Genomic DNA, 19,732 nt, shown 5'->3' with positions numbered 1-19,732 from the left:
GGATGTCCTTTATTGCTTGGCGGGTTCTTTGTTGACGGAGTTGAGCAGGAACTTGCCGATCAGATCCTCCAGCACCAGGGCCGACTGGGTATCGCGGATCACCCCGCCGTCGACCAGCACCTGCTCCTCGCCACCGATGCTGATGCCGATGTACTTCTCGCCGAGCAGCCCGGCGGTGAGGATCGACGCGGTGGAATCGGTAGGTAGATTGTTGACGCGCCCGTCGAGTTCCATGGTCACACGCCCCATGAAGCTGTCGTGGTCGAGATCGACGGCCACCACCTTGCCGATGGTCACCCCGGCCATGGTCACCTTGGCGCGCGGGCTGACCCCGGCGGTGTTGTCGAAGTAGGCGTAGACGCGGTAGGTGTCCTGCGCCGAGCCGATGGTCAGACCGCTGACGCGCAGGGCCAGCAGCAGCAGGGCCAGCAGGCCGGCGAGGAGGAACAGGCCGACGCCGATTTCCAGGGAGCGGGATTGCATCAGAAGTCTCCAAACATCAGAGCGGTAAGGATGAAGTCGAGGCCGAGCACGGCCAGCGAGGCGTAGACCACGGTGCGGGTGGTGGCGCGACTGATGCCCTCGGAGGTCGGCTCGCAGTCGTAGCCCTGGAACACCGCGATCCAGGTCACCACCACGGCGAACACCAGGCTCTTGATCACGCCGTTGAGCACGTCGCCCTGGAACTCCACGCTGCGCTGCATGTTGCCCCAGTAGGAGCCCTCGTAGACGCCGAGCCAGTCCACCGCGACCATCGCCCCACCCCAGATGCCGACCACGGTGAAGATCGCCGAGAGCAGCGGCATGGAGATGAAGCCGGCCCACAGGCGCGGGGCGATGATGTACTTGAGCGGGTCGACGCCGATCATCTCCAGGCTGGACAGCTGCTCGGTGGACTTCATGTTGCCGATCTCGGCGGTCAGCGCCGAGCCGGCACGCCCGGCGAACAGCAGCGCGGTGACCACCGGGCCCAGCTCGCGCAGCAGGGTCAGGGCGACCATCTGGCCGACCGCCTCCTCGGAGGCGAAGTCCACCAGGATGTTGTAGCCCTGCAGGGCCAGCACCATGCCGATGAAGATGCCGGAGACGATGATGATCGCCAGCGACAGCACGCCGACCGCATACAGCTGCTTGACCAGCAGTTGCAGGAAACTGCCGGCGCCGTTGCGGCCGAACAGGGCATGGCCGAGGAACAGGGTCGAACGGCCGAGGGCCTCGAGCACGTCGAGGCCGGAGCGACCGAGCAGGCGCACGCGCTCGATCAACGGAGTCCTGCGCATCAGGGCTCTCCCAGCAGGTCGCGGCGGTAGTCGGCCGCGGGATAGTGGAAGGGTACCGGCCCGTCGGCGATGCCCTGCATGAACTGGCGGATGCGCGGGTTATCGGACTCCATGAGTTCGGCTGGAGTGCCCTGGCCGAGCACCTGACTGTCGCCGACCACGTACAGGTAGTCGGCGATGCTGGCGGTCTCGGCCAGGTCGTGGGACACCACGATGCTGGTCAGACCGAGGGCATCGTTGAGCTGGCGGATCAGGCGCACCAGCACCCCCATGGCGATGGGATCCTGGCCGACGAAGGGCTCGTCGTACATGAGGATCTGCGGGTCCAGGGCGATCGCCCGCGCCAGCGCCACGCGGCGCTTCATGCCGCCGGACAGCTCGTCGGGCATCAGTTCGATGGCGCCGCGCAGGCCGACCGCCTGCAGCTTCATCAGCACGATGTCGCGGATCATCTCCTCGGGGAGGCGGGTGTGCACGCGCAGCGGGAAGGCGACGTTCTCGAACACGTCGAGATCGGTGAACAGCGCGCCGCTCTGGAACAGCACGCCCATCTGCTTGCGCATGTCGAACAGTTCGCGGCGCGACAGCTGCGGCAGATTGTGGCCGTTGACGATCACCTGGCCGCTGGCCGGGCGCAGCTGGGCGCCGATCAGGCGCAGCAGGGTGGTCTTGCCGCAGCCGGAGGGGCCCATGATGCCGGTGACCTTGCCGCGCGGGATGCTCAGGTTCACATTATCGAAGATGGTGCGCGTGCCGCGCCTGAAGGTCACCCCCTTCAGCTCGACGGCATACGCGTTGTCGCTAGTCATCGGAACTCCTTGCGTGCCGGCCTTCCGTGCAGACGCCCGAACCCTAGGCAGGGACATCCGGCAGCCGCTGGCCGAATAGGCGCGCACTATACACCGCCGGCCGGACGCGCCCAAGCACCGCGCCGCCGAGGCAACGGCAGATGATGAGCGGTCGCCGGTTTGTCGGTATAATCGTCCGCTTGATCAGCCAACCGTGCCTGCGCCCATGCCCCAGACGCCGTCCTTCATCCAATCCGCCCAGCGCACCATCCGTATGGAGCTGGACGCCGTGAACGACCTGCTTGCGCGGATCAACGGCGATTTCGTGCGCGCCTGCGAACTGCTGCTGGCCTGCAAGGGCCGCGTAGTGGTGGTCGGCATGGGCAAGTCCGGCCACATCGGCCGCAAGATCGCCGCGACCCTGGCCAGCACCGGCACCACCGCCTTCTTCGTCCACCCCGCCGAGGCCAGCCACGGCGACATGGGCATGATCACCCGCGACGACGTGGTGCTGGCGCTGTCCAACTCGGGCAGCACCGCCGAGATCGTCACCCTGCTGCCGCTGATCAAGCGCCTGGGCATCACCCTGATCAGCATGACCGGCAACCCCGACTCGCCGCTGGCCCAGGCCGCGGCGGTCAACCTGGATGCCGGCGTGGCCCAGGAGGCCTGCCCGCTGAACCTGGCGCCGACCTCCTCGACCACCGTCTCGCTGGTGCTCGGCGACGCCCTGGCCATCGCCCTGCTGGAAGCGCGCGGCTTCACCGCCGAGGACTTCGCCTTCTCCCATCCGGGTGGCGCCCTGGGCCGCCGCCTGCTGCTCAAGGTGGAGAACATCATGCACGACGGCGAGCGCCTGCCCTGCGTGCCGCGCGGCACGCCGCTGCGCGAGGCACTGCTGGAGATGACCCGCAAGGGCCTGGGCATGACGGTGATCACCGAGCCCGACGGCCGCCTGGCCGGGATCTTCACCGACGGCGATCTGCGCCGCGCCCTGGACCGCGGCGTCGACGTGCGCCAGGCGTCGATCGACGAACTGATGACCGCCGGCGGCAAGACCGTGCGCCCGGACATGCTCGCCGCCGAGGCACTGAAGATCATGGAGGACAACCGCATCAGCGCCCTGGTGGCGGTGGACGCGGACCAGCGCGCCGTCGGCGCCCTGAACATGCACGACCTGCTGCGCGCCGGAGTGATGTGATGAACGACGAACTGCTGCAACGCGCCCGCGCCATCCGCCTGGCGATCTTCGACGTCGACGGCGTGCTGACCGACGGCAAGCTGTACTTCCTGCCCGAGGGCGGCGAGTTCAAGACCTTCAACACCCTCGACGGCCACGGCATCAAGATGCTGATCAACTCCGGGGTGCGCACCGCGATCATCAGCGGCCGTACCGCTCCGGTGGTCGAGCGGCGGGCGAAGAACCTCGGCATCCAGCACCTGGTGCAGGGCCGCGAGGACAAGCTGGTGGTACTCGATGAACTGCTGGCCGAACTGGGACTCTCATACGAGCAGGTCGCCTATCTGGGCGACGACCTGCCCGACCTGCCGGTGATACGCCGGGTCGGTCTCGGCATGGCGGTGGCCAGCGCCGACGCCTTCGTCCGCCAGCATGCGGCGGCGGTGACCCAGGCCCGCGGCGGCGAAGGCGCCGCCCGCGAGTTCTGCGAACTGATCATGCGCGCCCAGGGCACGCTGGAGGCGGCCCAAGCCGCCTACCTGTGACGGATCCCCGATGAATCCCACCCTGCGCACCTTCCTGCCGTTCGCCCTGCTGGCCGCCCTGCTGGCGGCCATCGGCTACTGGAACATCCGCCCGGAAAGCTTCATGACCCGCAGCGTCCCCGCGCCAGCCGAGGACGCCATCGACTTCTATGCGGAGAACGCCCGCAGCGTGCAGTTCCAGGCCGACGGCGCCCTGCACTACCGCCTGAGCGCCGAGCACCTGGAACACCTGCAGAGCAGCGACGTCACCCGCCTGACCCGCCCGGAACTGCGCCTGTACCGCGGCAGCGCCTACCCCTGGCACGTGCTGAGCGAGCGCGGCGAGGTGTCGCCCGGCGGCGTGCAGGTCGACCTGCTCGACGGCGTGCGCGTGGAGCGCAGCGACGCCAAGGGCCGCCCCATCCTGCTCACCACATCCCGTCTGAGCGTGTTTCCCGAGCGGGAGTACGCCGAGACGTCCCAGCCGGTGCGTATCGAGGCCGCCAACGGCGTGACCACCGCCTCCGGCCTGCAGGCCTATCTCAACGAAAGCCGGATGCTCCTGAAATCCAATGTGCGAGGACAGCATGAGGTTCGCTAACCCCCTTCCCCTCCTCTTCGGTCTGGGCATCCTGCTGGCCGGCGCGCCGGCCTGGTCCCTGCCGAGCGACCGCAACCAGCCGATCCGCGTGCAGGCCGACAGCGCCGAGCTGGACGACGCCCAGGGCGTCGCCGTGTACCGCGGCGGCGTGGTGATCACCCAGGGCAGCCTGAAGATCACCGGCGACACCGTGACCATCACCCAGGACAAGAGCGGCGACATCGAGGTGTTCACCGCGACCGGCAAGCCGGCCTACTACGAGCAGCAGCCGGCCGCCGACAAGCCGCTGGTCAAGGCCTACGGCCTGACCATCCAGTACTTCGCCGCCAACGAGCGCATCGTGCTGATCGACCAGGCGAAGGTGGTCCAGGAAGGCAACACCTTCGAAGGCGAGAAGATCGTCTACGACACCCAGCGCCAGATCGTCAACGCCGGGCGCGCCACCGGCAGCAAGGTGACCACGCCGCGCGCGCGCATCGACATGGTCATCCAGCCGCGCAAGAAGGCCGAGCCGGAGCAGAACACCCCATGAGCACCCTGATCGCCCAGCACCTGGCCAAGAGCTACAAGGGACGCGCCGTGGTGCGCGACGTCAGCCTGTCGATCGACAGCGGGCAGATCGTCGGCCTGCTCGGACCCAACGGCGCCGGCAAGACCACCTGCTTCTACATGATCGTCGGCCTGGTGCATGCCGACCAGGGCCGCGTGCTGATCGACGAGCAGGACGTCACCCACCTGCCGATGCACGGCCGCGCCCGCGCCGGCATCGGCTACCTGCCGCAGGAGGCGTCGATCTTCCGCAAGCTGACGGTGGCCGACAACATCATGGCCATCCTCGAGACGCGCAAGGACCTCGACCGCGCCGCACGGCGCGAGGCGCTGGAAAGCCTGCTGCAGGAGTTCCACATCAGCCACATCCGCGACAGCCTGGGCATGAGCCTGTCCGGCGGCGAACGCCGCCGGGTGGAGATCGCCCGCGCCCTGGCCAGCGATCCCAAGTTCATCCTCCTCGACGAACCCTTCGCCGGGGTCGACCCGATCTCGGTGGGCGACATCAAGCAGATCATCCACCACCTCAAGGAACGCGGCATCGGCGTGCTGATCACCGACCACAACGTGCGCGAGACCCTGGACATCTGCGAGACCGCCTACATCGTCAATGCCGGCCAACTGATCGCCGAAGGCGACGCCGAGAGCATCCTCGCCAACCAACTGGTCAAGGACGTCTACCTGGGCCACGAGTTCCGCCTGTAGGCCGCCGGCAACGCACCCCGCCCGCGCCCGCCCTCTGCCGGGCGCCACCCACCCGACTGCGCCTTTTCGGGCGACTGTCAAGCCTAGGCAAAGCCGCAAATATCGGGCATATAATTTGCTAACCGCGGCGCCCCGGCGCCCAGCAGTGGACAGCGCGCAGGCGCTGGCAGACCCAAGGTGCCAACTCCCAAGCCATGAAACACTCGCTAGTCCTCAAGATGGGCCAGCAGCTGACGATGACACCGCAGCTGCAACAAGCCATTCGTCTGCTCCAGCTGTCGACCCTCGACCTGCAGCAGGAAATCCAGGAAGCCCTCGACTCCAACCCGATGCTCGAGCGACAGGAAGACGGCGACGACTTCGACAGCAGCGACCCGCTGGCGGAGAGCGAAGGCCCATCCTCCGGCGCCAGCCACGACAGCACGGTCGCCACCACCGAGCGCGACCCCGACAGTCTCGACGAGGGCCAGTGGGAGGAGCGCATCCCCAGCGAGCTGCCGGTGGATACCGCCTGGGAGGACATCTACCAGACCAGCGCCAGCAGCCTGCCGAGCAGCGAGGACGACGAGTGGGACTTCACCGCCCGCACCTCCTCCGGCGAGAGCCTGCACAGCCACCTGCTCTGGCAGCTCAACCTGGCGCCGATGAGCGACAGCGACCGGCTGATCGCCATGTCGATCATCGACGCCATCAACAACGACGGCTACCTCGAGGAAAGCCTCGAGGAGATCCTCGACTCCCTCGACCCTGAACTGGGCATCGAGCTGGACGAGGTGGAAATGGTCCTGCACCGCGTGCAGCAGTTCGAGCCACTGGGCATCGGCGCACGCGACCTCAGCGAGTGCCTGCTGCTGCAGCTGAAGCAGCTGCCAGCCGACACCCCCTGGCTGGACGAGGCGCGCCGCGTCGCCCGCGACCACCTCGACCTGCTCGGCAGCCGCGACTACGCCCAGCTGATGCGGCGCCTGCGCCTGAAGGAGGACGAGCTGCGCCAGGTGGTCGAGCTGATCCAGCGCCTCAACCCGCGTCCCGGCGCACAGATCGAGGCCGGCGAGGCCGAGTACGTGGTCCCCGACGTGATCGTGCGCAAGGACAACGAGCGCTGGCTGGTCGAGCTCAACCCCGACGCCATGCCGCGCCTGCGGGTCAACCCGCACTATGCCGGCCTGGTACGCCGCGCCGACTCCAGCGCCGACAACACCTACATGCGCAACCAGCTGCAGGAAGCGCGCTGGTTCATCAAGAGCCTGCTCAGCCGCAACGAGACGCTGATGAAGGTCGCCACCCAGATCGTCGAGCAGCAGCGCGGCTTTCTCGAGTACGGCGAGGAGGCGATGAAGCCGCTGGTGCTGCACGACATCGCCGAGGCGGTGGGCATGCACGAGTCGACCATCTCGCGGGTCACCACGCAGAAGTACATGCACACCCCGCGCGGCATCTACGAACTCAAGTACTTTTTCTCCAGCCACGTCAGCACCGCCGAGGGCGGCGAATGCTCGTCGACGGCGATCCGCGCCATCATCAAGAAACTGGTGGCGGCGGAAAACCCGAAAAAGCCATTGAGTGACAGCAAGATCGCTGGTTTACTGGAAGAGCAGGGGATTCAAGTGGCCCGCCGGACCATCGCCAAATACCGGGAGTCCCTCGGCATTGCACCCTCCAGCGAGCGCAAGCGACTGGTGTAGCGTTCGAGCAGCAGAATTCAGGTGGCGGGGAATATCCCGCCAGCAACGTAGGTAATAAGGAGAAGCGGTATGCAAGTCAATATCAGTGGCCAACACCTGGAAGTGACCGACACTCTGCGTGACTACGTCAACGAGAAATTCGAGCGCCTGGCGCGCCATTTCGACAAGATCACCAACGTCCAGGTGATCATGCAGGTGGAGAAACTGAAGCAGAAGATCGAAGCGACCCTGCATATTGCCGGCGGCGAAGTGGTCGCCAACGCCGAGCACGAGGACATGTACGCCGCCATCGACCTGCTGGCCGACAAGCTGGACCGCCAGCTGATCAAGCACAAGGAAAAACAGATCGAACGCGAACAGGGCGCCGCTGCCCGCTGATCATTCCCCGATGATTCGACTAGAGCACATCCTGACCCCCGGCCGTTCCCAGGTGAACGTGCCGGGAGGCAGCAAGAAGCGCGTTCTCGAGCAGATCGCCAACCTCGTAGCCCGGGACATTCCCGGGCTCGACGCACATGACATCTTCGAAAGCCTGGTGGCCCGCGAGAAGCTCGGCTCCACCGGCTTCGGCAATGGCATCGCCATCCCCCACTGCCGCCTGGCCGGCTGCTCGGTGCCGGTCAGCGCCCTGCTGCGCCTGGATGCCCCGGTAGACTTCGACGCCCTCGACGGCGCGCCGGTGGACCTGCTGTTCGTCCTCTTGGTGCCGGAAACCGCCACCGAGGAACACCTCGAGCTGCTGCGCCAGATCGCCGGCCTGCTCGACCGTGCCGACGTGCGAGAGCGCCTGCGCCAGGCCAGGGATGGATTCGACCTCTACCAGGTGGTGCTCGATACCGTGGACGGACGCTGAGCCATGCGCCTGGTGATCGTCAGCGGCCGCTCCGGCTCGGGCAAGAGCACCGCCCTGGCCGTACTTGAGGACAACGGCTTCTACTGCATCGACAACCTGCCCGCCAGCCTGCTGCCCGACCTCGGCGAGCGCGCCCTGCTGCAGACCGAACTGCTGCAGCCCAAGGTCGCGGTGTCCATCGACGCACGCAACCTGCCCAGCCAGCTCCGCCGTTTCCCCGAGCTGCTCGACCAGCTGCGCCAGCGCAACATCCAGTGCGACGTGCTGTACCTGGACGCCGACAACGCCACCCTGCTCAAGCGCTTCTCGGAAACCCGCCGGCGCCACCCGCTGACCAGCGATGAGCGCTCGCTGAGCGAGGCGATCGATGACGAACGCCAGCTGCTGGCGCCGATCGCCGACCTGGCCGACCTGAAGATCGACACCGCCAACCTCAACCTCTACCAGCTCAGCGATACCCTCAAGCTGCGCCTGCTGGACAAGCCGCAGCCGGGCACCGCCTTCCTGATCGAGTCGTTCGGCTTCAAGCGCGGCATGCCGGTGGACGCCGACCTGGTGTTCGACGTGCGCTGCCTGCCCAATCCCTACTGGAAGCCGGACCTGCGCGAGTACAGCGGCCTCGAGGCGGTGGTGCGCGACTACCTGGACGCCCAGCCGGACGTCGAGGAGATGTACCAGGACCTGCTCGCCTACCTCAGCAAGTGGCTGCCGCGCTTCGCCGCCAGCAACCGCGCCTACGTCACCGTGGCCATCGGCTGCACCGGCGGCCACCACCGCTCGGTGTACCTCGCCGAGCGCCTGGGCGCCGCGCTGCGCGACAGCCTGGGCAACCTGCAGATCCGTCACCGCGACCTCAAGTAACCAGGACACTTCCCGCCCGATGCCAGCCTGCGACGTCACCATCATCAACAAGCTCGGCCTGCATGCCCGCGCCGCCGCCAAGTTCGTCGGCGTGGCCGGGCGCTTCCCCTGCCAGGTGCGGGTCGGTCGCTCGGCGGACAGCCTGGTGGACGGCAAGAGCATCATGTCGGTGATGATGCTGGCCGCCGGCAAGGGCACCCCGATCCACCTGCGTACCGAGGGAGAGCAGGAGCAGGAAGCCCTGCAGGCCCTGCTCGAACTGATCAACAACTACTTCGACGAAGGCGAATAGCTCCGCCCCCCCGAGGAACGGGCAGGAAACCTCCTGCCCTCCCCCGCAGCGACCTCAGCTGCCACCCACCGTCATCTTCTCGATCAGCACCGAGCCGCTGCGCACGTTGCCGCGCGTCTCCAGGTCGCTGCCCACCGCCACGATGCCCCTGAACATGTCGCGCAGGTTGCCGGCGACGGTCACCTCCTGCACCGGGAACTGGATCACCCCGTTCTCCACCCAGAAGCCCGCCGCACCGCGCGAGTAGTCGCCGGTGACCAGGTTGAGGCCCTGCCCCATCAGCTCGGTGACCAGCAGGCCGCGATCCATGCGGCGGATCAGCGCCGCCTGATCCTCGCTGCCGTGGCTGACGAACAGGTTGTGTACGCCGCCGGCGTTGGCGGTGCTCGGCATGCCCAGCTTGCGTCCGGAATAGGTGCCGAGGGCATAGGAGACCAGCTTGCCGCCTTCGACGAAGGGCTTGGCATAGGTGGCCAGGCCGTCGCCGTCGAAGCTGGCGCTGCCCATGCCGCGCGACAGGTGCGGACGCTCGTCGAGGCTCAGCCAGTCGGGGAACAGCGCCTGGCCCAGCGCGCCCTCGAGGAAGGAGGCCTTGCGGTACAGGCTGCCGCCGGAGATCGCCGCGAGGAAGTGGCCGAACAGCCCGGTGGCCAGTTCGGCGGCGAACAGCACCGGCACCTCGCAGGTCGGCACCGGCCGCGCGCCAAGGCGCGCCACCGCGCGCTCGGCGGCGCGCCGGCCGATCGACTCGGCACTGGCCAGCTCGCTGCCGATGCGGCTGACGTCGTACCAGTAGTCGCGCTGCATCTGCCCTTCGCCCTCGGCGATCATCACGCAGCTCAGGCTGTGCCGGCTGGAGGCGTAGCCGCCGACGAAGCCGTGGCTGTTGCCGTACACCCGGCAGCCCAGGTGGGTGTTGAGGGTGGTACCGTCGGCGCGGGTGACCCTGGGATCGGCGGCGAAGGCCGCCGCCTCGCAGGCCAGCGCCTGCTCGATGGCCTGCTCCGGGTCGATCGCCCAGGGATGGTACAGATCGAGATCGGGCAGTTCGCGGGCCATCAGTGCGGCGTCGGCGAGGCCTGCGCAGTCGTCCTCGGAAGCGTGGCGGGCGATGGCCAGCGCCGCCGTCACGGTCTCGCGGATCGCGCTCTCGCCCTGCGCCGAGGTGCTCGCCGAACCCTTGCGCTGGCCGAGGTAGAGGGTGATGCCGAAGCCACGGTCGCGGTTGAACTCGACCGTCTCCACCTCGCCCTGGCGCACGCTGGTGGACAGCCCCTGCTCCAGCGACACCGCTACCTCGCAGGCGCTGGCGCCCTGGCGGCGCGCCTCGGCGAGGATCGCCTCGACCTGCTCCTGCAATCCCGGCAGGGCCTGCGGCCCCACGCTTTCCACGGCTGAATTCATGTCCTGCTCCTGTTTTCCCGCCGGCGTGCCGGCCGGGCCGGACAAGCGGCCCCTTGAGTGGTTATCATGGCGGCGTTTCCCAGCGGACCCGCCCCATGTCTGAACAATTCGACGACGACTTCTCCGGAGAGAAGAGCAAAACCCAGGTCAAGCGCGAACTGCATGCGCTGCAGGACCTCGGCGTGCGCCTGACCACCCTCAAGCCCGAGCAGCTCGAGCGCCTGCCGCTCTCCGACATGCTGCTCAAGGCGCTGCTCGAGGCGCCCAAGCACAAGGCCCACGCCGCGCGCAAACGCCACATCCAGTACATCGGCAAGCTGATGCGCAGCCAGGACCTCGAAGCCATCACCGGTCTGCTTGACCAGATGGACGCCTCCACCCGCCAGTACAACGAGCGCTTCCACGCCCTCGAGCGCTGGCGCGACCGTCTGGTCGGCGGTGGCGACAGCGACCTCGAGGCGCTGCTCGGCGAATATCCCGAGGCCGACGTCCAGCACCTGCGCCAGCTGATCCGCCACGCCCAGCACGAGGCGGCGCACAACAAGCCGCCGGCGGCGGCGCGCAAGGTGTTCAAGTACCTGCGCGACCTCGACGAGGTCAAGCGCGGCCTGCGCTGAGCACCGCCCCCAGTCACATCGCAGGGTGGAAGACTCGCGCAGCGATCTTCCACCGCCCCATCCGCTGGGCAATCGCTGCGCGAGTTGCCCACCCCACGTGTCAGCCGCCGGTGCCGCCGACGGTGATCGCCTCGATCTTCAGGGTCGGCTGGCCGACGCCCACCGGCACCGACTGGCCGTCCTTGCCGCAGGTGCCGACGCCGCTGTCCAGCGCCAGGTCGTTGCCGACCATCGACACCCGGCTCATCGCCTCCGGACCGTTGCCGATCAGGGTCGCGCCCTTGACCGGTGCGGTGATGCGGCCGTCCTCGATCAGGTAGGCCTCGCTGGTGGAGAACACGAACTTGCCGCTGGTGATGTCCACCTGGCCGCCGCCGAGGCTGGCGCAGTACAGGCCGCGCTTCACCGAACGGATGATCTCTTCCGGCTCGCTCTGTCCGGCCAGCATGTAGGTGTTGGTCATGCGCGGCATCGGCAGGTGCGCGTAGGATTCGCGCCGGCCGTTGCCGGTGGGCTTCACGCCCATCAGGCGGGCATTGAGCTTGTCCTGCATGTAGCCCTTGAGCACGCCGTTCTCGATCAGCGTGGTGCACTGGGTCGGCGTGCCCTCGTCGTCGAGGCTCAGCGAGCCGCGACGGCCCGCCAGGGTGCCGTCGTCGACGATGGTGCACAGGCTCGAGGCCACCTGCTGGCCGACCCGGCCGCTGTAGGCCGAACTGCCCTTGCGGTTGAAGTCGCCCTCCAGGCCATGGCCAACCGCCTCGTGCAGCAGCACGCCGCTCCAGCCGTTGCCGAGCACCACCGGCAGGCTGCCGGCCGGCGCCGGGATCGCCTCGAGGTTGAGCAGCGCCTGGCGCACCGCCTCGCGGGCGTAGTCCATGGCGCGGTCGTGCTCGAGGAAGTAGCGGTAGTCGGTACGCCCGCCGCCGCCGTGGGCACCGCGCTCGCGGCGGCCACCCTGCTCGACGATCACGCTGACGTTGAAGCGCACCAGCGGGCGCACGTCGGCGCCCAGGCTGCCGTCGGTCGCCGCCACCAGCACCTGCTCCCAGGTGCCGGCCAGGCTGACGGTGACCCGCGAGATGCGCGGATCGAGGGCGCGGGTGGCCTGGTCGACGCGCTTGAGCAGCTCGACCTTCTCGGCGCGGCTGAGCACTTCCAGCGGGTTGTCGGCGCCGTACAGGCGCGGCGGCACCTGCACTGCCGGCGTGTGCACGCGGCCCTGCTGACCGGCACGGGCGATCGAGCGGGCGGCACCGATGGCCTGGCGCAGGGCATGCTCCTCGATGCTGTTGCTGTAGGCGAAACCGGTCTTCTCGCCGGACTGGGCACGCACGCCGACGCCCTGGTCGAGGTGGAAGCTGCCTTCCTTGACGATGCCGTCCTCGAGCAGCCATGACTCGGACACCTGGCTCTGGAAGTACAGGTCGGCGGCATCGATGCCGGGGCCGGCCAGCTCGCCGAGCAGCACCGGCAGGCGCTCGAGATCGAGGCCACCGGGAGTCAGCAGCTGGGCGCTGACGGAGGACAGGGTGTTCATGGGGACTCCTTGGTCTTGGTTTGCAGCGCCCCGGGATGCAGGCGGCGATGGGCATGCACCGGCATGCGCCGGCGGATGGCCGCCTGCGCCGGGCGGTCGAGATCGGCCAGCAGCACCGCCTCGCCGCGCGGCTGGCGGGCCAGGGGCTCGCCCCAGGGATCGACGATCAGCGAATGGCCGAAGGTTTCCCGCGGCCCCGGGTGCAGGCCACCCTGGTTGGCAGCCAGCAGGTAGCACTGGGTTTCGATGGCCCGCGCGCGCACGAGGATCTCCCAGTGCGCCGCGCCGGTCACCGCGGTGAACGCCGAGGGCGCGCTGATCAGCTCGGCGCCGGCCGCGCGCAGGGCGCCGTACAGTTCGGGAAAGCGCAGGTCGTAGCACACGGTCAGGCCCAGGCGCCCCACCGGGGTGTCGGCCAGCACCAGGCGCTCGCCGTGGGCGAAGTCGTCGGACTCGCGGTAGCTGCCGCGGCTGTCGGCCACCTCGACGTCGAACAGGTGCAGCTTGTCGTAGCGCGCGGCGACCTGGCCGTCGCTGTCGATCAGCAGCGAGCAGGCGTGCGGCTTGCCGTCGCGCTGCCCCTCCGGCAGCAGCGGCAGGGTGCCGGCCACCAGCCACAGGCCCAGCTCGCGGGCGCAGGCCGCGAGCCAGGGCAGCAGCGGCCCCTCGCCGGCGGCCTCGGCGCGGCCGAGTTCGGCCAGATCGCGCCGGCCCATGGCGGCGAAGTTCTCCGGCAGCACGGCCAGCCGCGCCCCCTCCTGCGCCGCCTGCTCGAGCAGCACCCGGGCGCGCGCCAGATTGCTCGCCACGTCGGCCTGACTGACCATCTGGATGACTGCCACCCGGCCCATGCTCGTCTCCTGCTGCCTCATGATTTCATCCTAACCCGGATTGGCCTCAACGTGCGTCCCTCGCCGGCCTGCCGAACAGGCTGATCTGCGGGTCCTGCCAGGGGCCGTCGACCCGGTAGTCGACACTGGCCACCCGGGATAGGCGGTCGCCGACCAGTTGGTCGACGATGAACAGCGCGCCGGCCACCGGCGCCGCGCCGGCCAGCAGCGCGGCCAGCGGCAGGTTGTTGGACAGCGGCAGGGTCACCCGCAACTTGGCGGCGATGCGGTCCTGGGCCATGTCCAGCTGGCCGTCCAGCTCCAGGCGGGTCGACGGCCCGTCGAGCACCAGCGGCTCGCGGGTCAGCAGCACGCCGTCGGTGCCCGCCAGACTCCCCCCGATGCGATCGTAGGCCAGCCCGCGGCCGAGCAGGTCGGAGAAGTCCAGGCGCAGGCGCCGACCGAGGGCGTTGAAGTTGAGCAGGCCGAACACCCGCAGCGCCGCGGCGCCGCCCTCCACCTCGAGCAACTGGCCCTGGCGCGCCTGCGCCGCCAGGCTGCCGCTGAAGTGCCTGAGCCCGGCCATGGCCGGCGAGCCCGGCCAGCTGCCGTCGATGTCGACCTGGAAGTCGCGACTGGTGATGCTCGGTGCATACCCCCAGGCCAGCAGCACGTCGCTCAGGTCGCCGCCGCTCAGACGACCGCGATACGCGGTGCGGCTGGCCATGCCCGTGCCCTGCCAGTCGAGGCTGCCGTCCAGGCGCAGGCCCTTGAGATCGAGGTCGAGCTGGTCGAAGCGCGCGCCGCTGCCGCTCGGGCGGCTGCGGAAATGCCAGCGGCCGAGGCGTTCCTCACCGAGGTAGAGGGCCTGGATACTCACGTCCATCGCCGGCAGGCTGCGCGGGTCGAGCGCGGCCAGCGGGTCGCTGGCGGCGATACCGGCCGCCTCGCGCCGGGCCTTCTCCACCGCCGACTCGCGCGCCGGCAGGCGCAGGCGCTGCAGCTCGATGCGCAGCGGCGCGCTGGCGGCCGGCGGAATCACCACCTCGCCGAGCAGCTGCGGATTCTCCAGACGCAGACGCCAGTTGCGTCCGCCGCGCCGCAGGCCGACCCTGAGCTGCTCGAGGCTCAGGCTGCCGGCCGTGAAGCGCGCCAGCTCCAGCTCGGCCGACTGCAGCAGCTCGCCCGCCGGCCCGCCGCCCCGGCGCGCCTGCAGCGCCTGCCAGGCCGGCCAGTCGAATTCGCTCAGCCGGCCGCGGACGTGCAGGCCCAGCTCGCGGGGGATCTGCGCGGCCTCGCCGCCCAGACGCAGCTCGCCCCGCCCGCCGGCCAGCCGGCCGGGCGGCGCGACCAGGGCGAGGCTGGCCAGTCCCGCGTAGCTCAGCTCGTAGCGGCGCTCGGCACCGCCCAGGGTCATGCTCCAGCTGGCGCTGCGCGTCTCCTCGGCCGGCTTGCCCAGCGGCGCCGGCAGATCGATGCGGGTGCCGCGCAGGTCGGAGCTGACCCGCAACTGGCTGGCTTCGCCGAAATCGAGATCCAGCCACAGCCGATAGGGCAGCTCGCCACTGGCGGGAACCTCCGCCGGCGCAGCGCCCAGCCAACTGGCCAGACGCTCGACGGCGATGCTGCTGCGCACGTCCAGCCGTGACAGCGGCTTGCCGGGCTGGCCGCGCGCCTCGATCGCCGCCCGCAGCGGGCGGTCGAAGGCGCGGCCGCGGATCTCCGGCGCGCTCAGGCCGCGGGCCGTATCGTAGCGGAAGCTGCCGCGAAGCTGCTGCAGCTCCAGCGCCGGCTGCGGCAGCTGCAGGCGCGCATCCTCGGTGGCGAAGTCGACCACCGCACGCAGGGCGCCGGCCTGGCGCGCCAGCGGGATGTCCAGCTGCAGGCGGCCGTCCAGCGGGCCCTCGCCCTGCCAGCCGGCGAAGGTCTGCCGCTCGCCCAGCGGGGTGTCCTGGAGGATCTTCAGGCCATCGCCGAGGCTGGCGTGCACCTGGCCGTCGACCGTCAGGCGCGGCCCGCGCCGGCTGCCCAGCTTCACCTGCGCCTGCACGTCGCGCAGCCGACTGTCGAGCACCCGCGCGGTCGGTGCACGCACGCGCACGCCGCTGTCCTCGACGAACACCTCGCCGTCGAGCTGGCGCAGCGGCGGCCAGGCGGGCTGGTAGGCCAGCTCGGCATCGCGCACCTGGAAGTACAGACCCAGCGCGCGCGCCTGCGGCGAGGCGCCCTTGTTCAGCGAGCCCTGGTAGACGAACAGCCCCTGCTCGATCGCCCCGCCCTTGATCGCCGTCTGCAGCCACTCGGCCAGCGGCGCACTCAGGCCCGGCGAGCGGGTCGGCAGGTAGCGCCCGGTGTAGCGCGCATCGCCCTGGCGCAGACCGACCTGCAGGTCCATGTAGTCCTCGGCGGCCGGGTCGCGGCGCAGACGGATCAGCATGTTGCCGGCCAGCTCGCCCTCCTCGCCCGACAGGCGCATCAGCGCGCTGGACAGGGTGAAGGCCTCGGCATCCAGGCGCCACTCCAGCCGCGCCCGGGCTCGCCGGTAGCGCCAGGGCTCGGGGAACAGGGTGTCGAGGTGCAGCATGAAGTCGTTGGCGTCCAGGCGCAGCTCGCCGCCGGCGAGACTGCCACTGAGGCTGCCGCTGACGTTTTCCAGCGCCGGCACGCCATGCCAGGCGCTGACACCGACCCGGTCCAGGCGCAGGTCGTACTCGACCTCCGGCAGACCCTCGCCCCGCGGGCGAACTTCGGCGCGCAGGTCGCGCAGCCGGCCGTGCGGCGCCAGACTGGCGAGGATCTCCACCGCCTTGTCCGGCAGCGGCGCCAGGCCGCGGACCAGGCTGGCCAGCGGCGCGAGGTTGAGCCGCTCGGCCTGCAGCAGCCAGGTATCGTCCGCCGCGAGACGACGCAGCTGCAGCTGGCCGGGATTGAGCCGCTCGCCGGCGAAACTGCCGGCCAGCTCCTCGACCAGCAGGCGCCAGCCCTGCGCCTCGCGCGCGAAGTGGGCGGTCAGCGCCAGGTCGCGGAATTCGGCCAGGCTGCGCTGCGCAGGCCGCACGTCGAGCTGCGGGGCATGCAAGCGCAGCGCGGCGCGCTGGGCCTGGCCGGCGGCCCAGTCCAGCCACAGCTCGCCGCCGAGCTGCAGGCGCGGCAGCTGCCAGCCGGCGGGCAGGCGCTCGGCCAGCCAGGGCGCCCAGTCGCTCTGCGGCAGGCTGAGGTAGAGCTGCGCGGAGGCCGCGCGCCAGTCCTCGGCGCGCAGGCGGCTGTGCAGTCGCCAGCTCAGCGGCTGGCCGTCGGGCAGCAGCAGGCGGCCGTCGAGCCGCTGGGCGCTGCCCCGGTTCTCGAGAGTGAAGCCGAGGTAGTTGAGGGCGAGCACCCCGCCGCGGCGGGTCTCGATGCTCAGCCGGCTGTCGAGCAGGCGCACCTCGCCCGGCGCCAGCAGCAGGGCGAGGATCTTCGCCGGATCGAGCGGCGGCGCCGCCGGATCGAGCGGGCGCAGCCCCTTGAGCCGCCAGCGGCCGTCGGCCTGCTCCTGCAGGCCGAGCTGCAGCCCCTCCAGCTCCAGGCGGGCGATGCGCAGGCTGCGCGTGCGCAGGCTGGCCAGCACGTCCGGCACCACGCGCAACTGGTCGAGGTGCAGCGCCTCGCCGTCCAGTTGCAGCTGCAGGTCGCGCAGCACCAGCAGCGGCGCCAGTCCCTGCCAGCGGCCCTCGAGGGCGCCGACGTGCAGCGGCTGGCCGAGCGCGGCGCCGGCCCGGCGCTCCAGCTCGCCGCGGTATTCGGCCACCAGCGGCACCAGCGCGCGGCCGAGGCTGACGTAGAGCGCGGTCAGCAGCAGCGCCAGCGCCACGCCGACGAACAGGGCGTCGAGCAGCCGGGCCAGCCAGCGGCCGCCGACGGACATGTCAGGTGTTCCCCTCAGAGCAGCACCACATCGAACTGCTCCTGGGAATACTCGCTTTCCACCTGGAAGCGGATCGGCCGGCCGATGAAGGCCTCCAGATCGGCGACGTTACCCGACTCCTCGTCGAGCAGGCGGCCCACCACCTTGTCGTTGGCCAGCACCAGGTAGCCTTCGGCCTGGTAGGCGCGCGCCTCGCGCAGGATCTCGCGGAAGATCTCGTAGCACACGGTCTCCGCGGTCTTCAGCTGGCCGCGTCCCTGGCAGCTCGGGCAGGGCTCGCAGAGCACCTGCTGCAGGCTCTCGCGGGTGCGCTTGCGGGTCATCTGCACCAGGCCCAACTCGGTGATGCCGATGATGTTGGTCTTGGCATGGTCGCGCTCGAGCATCTTCTCCAGGGTGCGCAGCACCTGGCGGCGGTGCTCCTCGTCTTCCATGTCGATGAAGTCGATGATGATGATCCCGCCGAGGTTGCGCAGGCGCAGCTGGCGGGCGATGGCGGTGGCCGCCTCGAGGTTGGTCTTGAAGATGGTTTCCTCGAGGTTGCGATGGCCGACGAAGGCGCCGGTGTTGACGTCGATGGTGGTCATCGCCTCGGCCGGGTCGATGATCAGGTAGCCGCCGGACTTGAGCAGCACCTTGCGCTCCAGCGCCTTCTGGATCTCGTCCTCGACGCCGTACAGGTCGAAGATCGGCCGCTCGCCGGGATAGTGCTCGAGGCGGTCGGCCACCTCCGGCATCAGCTCGCCGACGAACAGGCCGACCTTCTGGAAGGTCTCCCGCGAGTCGATGCGGATCTTCTCGGTGCGCGGGCTGACCAGGTCGCGCAGGGTGCGCAGGGCCAGCGACAGGTCCTCGTAGATCACCGAGGGCGCGCCGGCGCTCTGCATCTGGCTGGAAATCTGCTCCCACAGGCGGCGCAGGTAGCGGATGTCGGCGAGGATCTCGTCGTAGCCGGCGCCCTCGGCGGCGGTGCGCAGGATGAAACCACCCTGCTCCTCGATGCCCTCGGCGGCCACGCAGCTGGCCACCACCTGCTTGAGCCGCTCGCGCTCGGCCTCGCCCTCGATCTTCAGCGAGATGCCGACGTGGCTGGTGCGCGGCATGTACACCAGGTAGCGCGAGGGGATCGACAGCTGGGTGGTCAGCCGCGCGCCCTTGGTGCCGATCGGGTCCTTGGTCACCTGCACCACCAGGCTCTGCCCCTCGTGGACCAGGGCGCTGATGCTCTCCACCGCATGGCCCTCGCGGCTGGAGATTTCCGAGGCGTGGATGAAGGCGGCGCGCTCCAGGCCGATGTCGACGAAGGCCGCCTGCATGCCCGGCAGCACGCGCACCACCTTGCCCTTGTAGATGTTGCCGACGATGCCGCGGCGCTGGGTGCGCTCGACGTGCACTTCCTGCAGCACACCGTTTTCCACCACCGCCACGCGGGACTCCATCGGGGTGATGTTGATCAGGATCTCTTCGCTCATGTAGTTGTCGTTCTCGTGGCGGGAAAGGGGAGCGCTCGGCGGCTCACGCGTCGGCGGCGGACTGCCAGCAGGCGATGCCGAACTCGGCGAGCAGCGCCGCGCTCTCGGCCAGCGGCAGGCCGACCACGGCCGAATAGCTGCCCTCCAGGCGCTCGACGAAGATCGCCGCCAGGCCCTGGATCGCGTAGCCGCCGGCCTTGTCCTGCGGCTCGCCGGTATTCCAGTATGCATCGCCTTCGCCGGCGGTGATTGGGCGAAAGTGCACACGGCTGCTCACCACCCGGGCCAGGCAGCGGGTCGCGTCGGCCACCGCCACGGCGGTGAGCACCTCGTGGCTGCGCCCGGACAGCGCGGCGAGCATGGCCAGGGCGTCGGCGCGGTCCGCCGGCTTGCCGAGGATGCGTCCGTCGAGCACCACCGCGGTATCGGCGCCCAGCACGCAGCCCTGGCCGTCCAGCGCGGCCAGGCCGGCGGCGGCCTTGGCCCGCGCCAGGCGCTCGACATAGGCGGTCGGCGCTTCGCCGGGCAGCACGCTTTCGTCGACGGGCGCGTCGACGCGGCGGTGGGGAACGCCGATCTGCAGCAGCAGTTCGCGGCGGCGCGGCGAGGCGGAAGCGAGATGGAGCTGGCTCACGTGCGAAATCCTC

General features: G+C 69.8%; 20 protein-coding genes. 11 read left to right on the top strand and 9 right to left on the bottom strand.

The features are described from left to right. Positions 1-9 precede the first annotated feature (9 nt). The 3 genes from mlaD to RA210_RS01450 are packed head-to-tail and all read right to left on the bottom strand — an operon-like array spanning position 10 to position 2,089. The gene (mlaD, locus tag RA210_RS01460; RefSeq protein WP_201485160.1) at positions 10-483 is read right to left on the bottom strand and encodes an outer membrane lipid asymmetry maintenance protein MlaD; all 474 of its coding nucleotides are present in this window, start codon (positions 481-483) and stop codon (positions 10-12) included. After that, entirely contained in the window at positions 483-1,280 is a 798-nt protein-coding gene (gene mlaE, locus RA210_RS01455; protein WP_201485159.1) for a lipid asymmetry maintenance ABC transporter permease subunit MlaE, read from the bottom strand. The genes mlaD and mlaE overlap by 1 nt, the downstream gene beginning before the upstream one ends. Continuing rightward, positions 1,280-2,089, bottom strand: coding sequence for an ATP-binding cassette domain-containing protein (locus RA210_RS01450; RefSeq protein ID WP_136488258.1), 810 nt, complete (start codon positions 2,087-2,089; stop codon positions 1,280-1,282). Before RA210_RS01450 ends, mlaE begins: the two co-directional genes overlap by 1 nt. A 205-nt stretch (positions 2,090-2,294) precedes the next feature. Here RA210_RS01450 and RA210_RS01445 point away from each other — a divergent pair, with 205 nt between their 5' ends. The 10 genes from RA210_RS01445 to RA210_RS01400 all read left to right on the top strand — a co-directional run bounded on the left by RA210_RS01445 (position 2,295) and on the right by RA210_RS01400 (position 9,318). Then, complete coding sequence (locus RA210_RS01445) at positions 2,295-3,269, top strand: KpsF/GutQ family sugar-phosphate isomerase (protein WP_201485158.1); 975 nt, start codon at positions 2,295-2,297, stop codon at positions 3,267-3,269. After that, positions 3,269-3,793: a KdsC family phosphatase gene (locus RA210_RS01440; protein WP_136488260.1), complete on the top strand. Its 525-nt coding sequence runs from the start codon at positions 3,269-3,271 to the stop codon at positions 3,791-3,793. Before RA210_RS01445 ends, RA210_RS01440 begins: the two co-directional genes overlap by 1 nt. A 10-nt stretch (positions 3,794-3,803) precedes the next feature. Next, the gene (gene lptC, locus RA210_RS01435; RefSeq protein ID WP_136488261.1) at positions 3,804-4,373 is read left to right on the top strand and encodes an LPS export ABC transporter periplasmic protein LptC; all 570 of its coding nucleotides are present in this window, start codon (positions 3,804-3,806) and stop codon (positions 4,371-4,373) included. After that, positions 4,360-4,905, top strand: coding sequence for a lipopolysaccharide transport periplasmic protein LptA (gene lptA, locus RA210_RS01430; protein ID WP_136488262.1), 546 nt, complete (start codon positions 4,360-4,362; stop codon positions 4,903-4,905). Before lptC ends, lptA begins: the two co-directional genes overlap by 14 nt. Beyond that, the gene (lptB, locus tag RA210_RS01425; RefSeq protein WP_136488263.1) at positions 4,902-5,627 is read left to right on the top strand and encodes an LPS export ABC transporter ATP-binding protein; all 726 of its coding nucleotides are present in this window, start codon (positions 4,902-4,904) and stop codon (positions 5,625-5,627) included. The genes lptA and lptB overlap by 4 nt, the downstream gene beginning before the upstream one ends. 194 nt (positions 5,628-5,821) lie before the next feature. Then, positions 5,822-7,312, top strand: a complete 1,491-nt coding sequence (locus RA210_RS01420) for an RNA polymerase factor sigma-54 (protein WP_136488264.1) — start codon at positions 5,822-5,824, stop codon at positions 7,310-7,312. A gap of 69 nt (positions 7,313-7,381) precedes the next feature. Continuing rightward, positions 7,382-7,690: a ribosome hibernation-promoting factor, HPF/YfiA family gene (gene hpf, locus RA210_RS01415; RefSeq protein WP_136488265.1), complete on the top strand. Its 309-nt coding sequence runs from the start codon at positions 7,382-7,384 to the stop codon at positions 7,688-7,690. A 10-nt stretch (positions 7,691-7,700) separates the two neighbouring features. Next, positions 7,701-8,165: a PTS IIA-like nitrogen regulatory protein PtsN gene (gene ptsN, locus RA210_RS01410; RefSeq protein ID WP_136488266.1), complete on the top strand. Its 465-nt coding sequence runs from the start codon at positions 7,701-7,703 to the stop codon at positions 8,163-8,165. A gap of 3 nt (positions 8,166-8,168) precedes the next feature. Then, positions 8,169-9,026, top strand: coding sequence for an RNase adapter RapZ (gene rapZ / locus RA210_RS01405; protein WP_136488267.1), 858 nt, complete (start codon positions 8,169-8,171; stop codon positions 9,024-9,026). Between the two features lie 19 nt (positions 9,027-9,045). Beyond that, positions 9,046-9,318, top strand: coding sequence for an HPr family phosphocarrier protein (locus RA210_RS01400; protein WP_201485157.1), 273 nt, complete (start codon positions 9,046-9,048; stop codon positions 9,316-9,318). A gap of 54 nt (positions 9,319-9,372) precedes the next feature. On the opposite strand, the gene pmbA is transcribed toward RA210_RS01400, so the two are convergent. Beyond that, on the bottom strand, positions 9,373-10,722 hold the full coding sequence (gene pmbA, locus RA210_RS01395) for a metalloprotease PmbA (protein WP_201485156.1): 1,350 nt from the start codon (positions 10,720-10,722) through the stop codon (positions 9,373-9,375). 95 nt (positions 10,723-10,817) lie between these two features. Between pmbA and yjgA the strand changes: the two genes are divergently transcribed. Further along, positions 10,818-11,339: a ribosome biogenesis factor YjgA gene (gene yjgA / locus RA210_RS01390; RefSeq protein WP_136488270.1), complete on the top strand. Its 522-nt coding sequence runs from the start codon at positions 10,818-10,820 to the stop codon at positions 11,337-11,339. Positions 11,340-11,439: 100 nt separating this feature from the next. Here the strand turns inward: yjgA and tldD are convergent, their stop codons facing one another. From tldD to RA210_RS01365, 5 genes are read right to left on the bottom strand one after another with little or no spacing between them, the layout of a single operon-like run. Next, positions 11,440-12,879 (bottom strand): metalloprotease TldD, encoded by a 1,440-nt coding sequence (gene tldD, locus RA210_RS01385; protein ID WP_201485155.1) that lies wholly within the window; start codon positions 12,877-12,879, stop codon positions 11,440-11,442. Then, positions 12,876-13,730, bottom strand: coding sequence for a carbon-nitrogen hydrolase family protein (locus RA210_RS01380; protein ID WP_136488272.1), 855 nt, complete (start codon positions 13,728-13,730; stop codon positions 12,876-12,878). Before RA210_RS01380 ends, tldD begins: the two co-directional genes overlap by 4 nt. A gap of 46 nt (positions 13,731-13,776) precedes the next feature. Beyond that, complete coding sequence (locus RA210_RS01375; protein WP_201485154.1) at positions 13,777-17,613, bottom strand: YhdP family protein; 3,837 nt, start codon at positions 17,611-17,613, stop codon at positions 13,777-13,779. Positions 17,614-17,627: 14 nt separating this feature from the next. Beyond that, positions 17,628-19,085: a ribonuclease G gene (gene rng, locus RA210_RS01370; RefSeq protein ID WP_136488274.1), complete on the bottom strand. Its 1,458-nt coding sequence runs from the start codon at positions 19,083-19,085 to the stop codon at positions 17,628-17,630. Between the two features lie 43 nt (positions 19,086-19,128). Next, complete coding sequence (locus tag RA210_RS01365) at positions 19,129-19,719, bottom strand: Maf family protein (RefSeq protein ID WP_136488275.1); 591 nt, start codon at positions 19,717-19,719, stop codon at positions 19,129-19,131. Between the last annotated feature and the right edge of the window lie 13 nt (positions 19,720-19,732).

Source organism: Pseudomonas sp. OF001 (assembly GCF_904426495.1).
In the GTDB taxonomy this organism is placed as follows: domain Bacteria; phylum Pseudomonadota; class Gammaproteobacteria; order Pseudomonadales; family Pseudomonadaceae; genus Geopseudomonas.
Note: the sequence above shows the minus strand (reverse complement) of the source record. Positions and strands in the feature narration are given on the sequence as shown.

Coding starts and splice junctions, on each gene's coding strand:
- mlaD (WP_201485160.1), bottom strand. CDS start 483: ATGCAATCCCGCTCCCTGGAAATCGGCGTCGGCCTGTTCCTCCTCGCC.
- mlaE (WP_201485159.1), bottom strand. CDS start 1,280: ATGCGCAGGACTCCGTTGATCGAGCGCGTGCGCCTGCTCGGTCGCTCC.
- RA210_RS01450 (WP_136488258.1), bottom strand. CDS start 2,089: ATGACTAGCGACAACGCGTATGCCGTCGAGCTGAAGGGGGTGACCTTC.
- RA210_RS01445 (WP_201485158.1), top strand. CDS start 2,295: ATGCCCCAGACGCCGTCCTTCATCCAATCCGCCCAGCGCACCATCCGT.
- RA210_RS01440 (WP_136488260.1), top strand. CDS start 3,269: ATGAACGACGAACTGCTGCAACGCGCCCGCGCCATCCGCCTGGCGATC.
- lptC (WP_136488261.1), top strand. CDS start 3,804: ATGAATCCCACCCTGCGCACCTTCCTGCCGTTCGCCCTGCTGGCCGCC.
- lptA (WP_136488262.1), top strand. CDS start 4,360: ATGAGGTTCGCTAACCCCCTTCCCCTCCTCTTCGGTCTGGGCATCCTG.
- lptB (WP_136488263.1), top strand. CDS start 4,902: ATGAGCACCCTGATCGCCCAGCACCTGGCCAAGAGCTACAAGGGACGC.
- RA210_RS01420 (WP_136488264.1), top strand. CDS start 5,822: ATGAAACACTCGCTAGTCCTCAAGATGGGCCAGCAGCTGACGATGACA.
- hpf (WP_136488265.1), top strand. CDS start 7,382: ATGCAAGTCAATATCAGTGGCCAACACCTGGAAGTGACCGACACTCTG.
- ptsN (WP_136488266.1), top strand. CDS start 7,701: ATGATTCGACTAGAGCACATCCTGACCCCCGGCCGTTCCCAGGTGAAC.
- rapZ (WP_136488267.1), top strand. CDS start 8,169: ATGCGCCTGGTGATCGTCAGCGGCCGCTCCGGCTCGGGCAAGAGCACC.
- RA210_RS01400 (WP_201485157.1), top strand. CDS start 9,046: ATGCCAGCCTGCGACGTCACCATCATCAACAAGCTCGGCCTGCATGCC.
- pmbA (WP_201485156.1), bottom strand. CDS start 10,722: ATGAATTCAGCCGTGGAAAGCGTGGGGCCGCAGGCCCTGCCGGGATTG.
- yjgA (WP_136488270.1), top strand. CDS start 10,818: ATGTCTGAACAATTCGACGACGACTTCTCCGGAGAGAAGAGCAAAACC.
- tldD (WP_201485155.1), bottom strand. CDS start 12,879: ATGAACACCCTGTCCTCCGTCAGCGCCCAGCTGCTGACTCCCGGTGGC.
- RA210_RS01380 (WP_136488272.1), bottom strand. CDS start 13,730: ATGGGCCGGGTGGCAGTCATCCAGATGGTCAGTCAGGCCGACGTGGCG.
- RA210_RS01375 (WP_201485154.1), bottom strand. CDS start 17,613: ATGTCCGTCGGCGGCCGCTGGCTGGCCCGGCTGCTCGACGCCCTGTTC.
- rng (WP_136488274.1), bottom strand. CDS start 19,085: ATGAGCGAAGAGATCCTGATCAACATCACCCCGATGGAGTCCCGCGTG.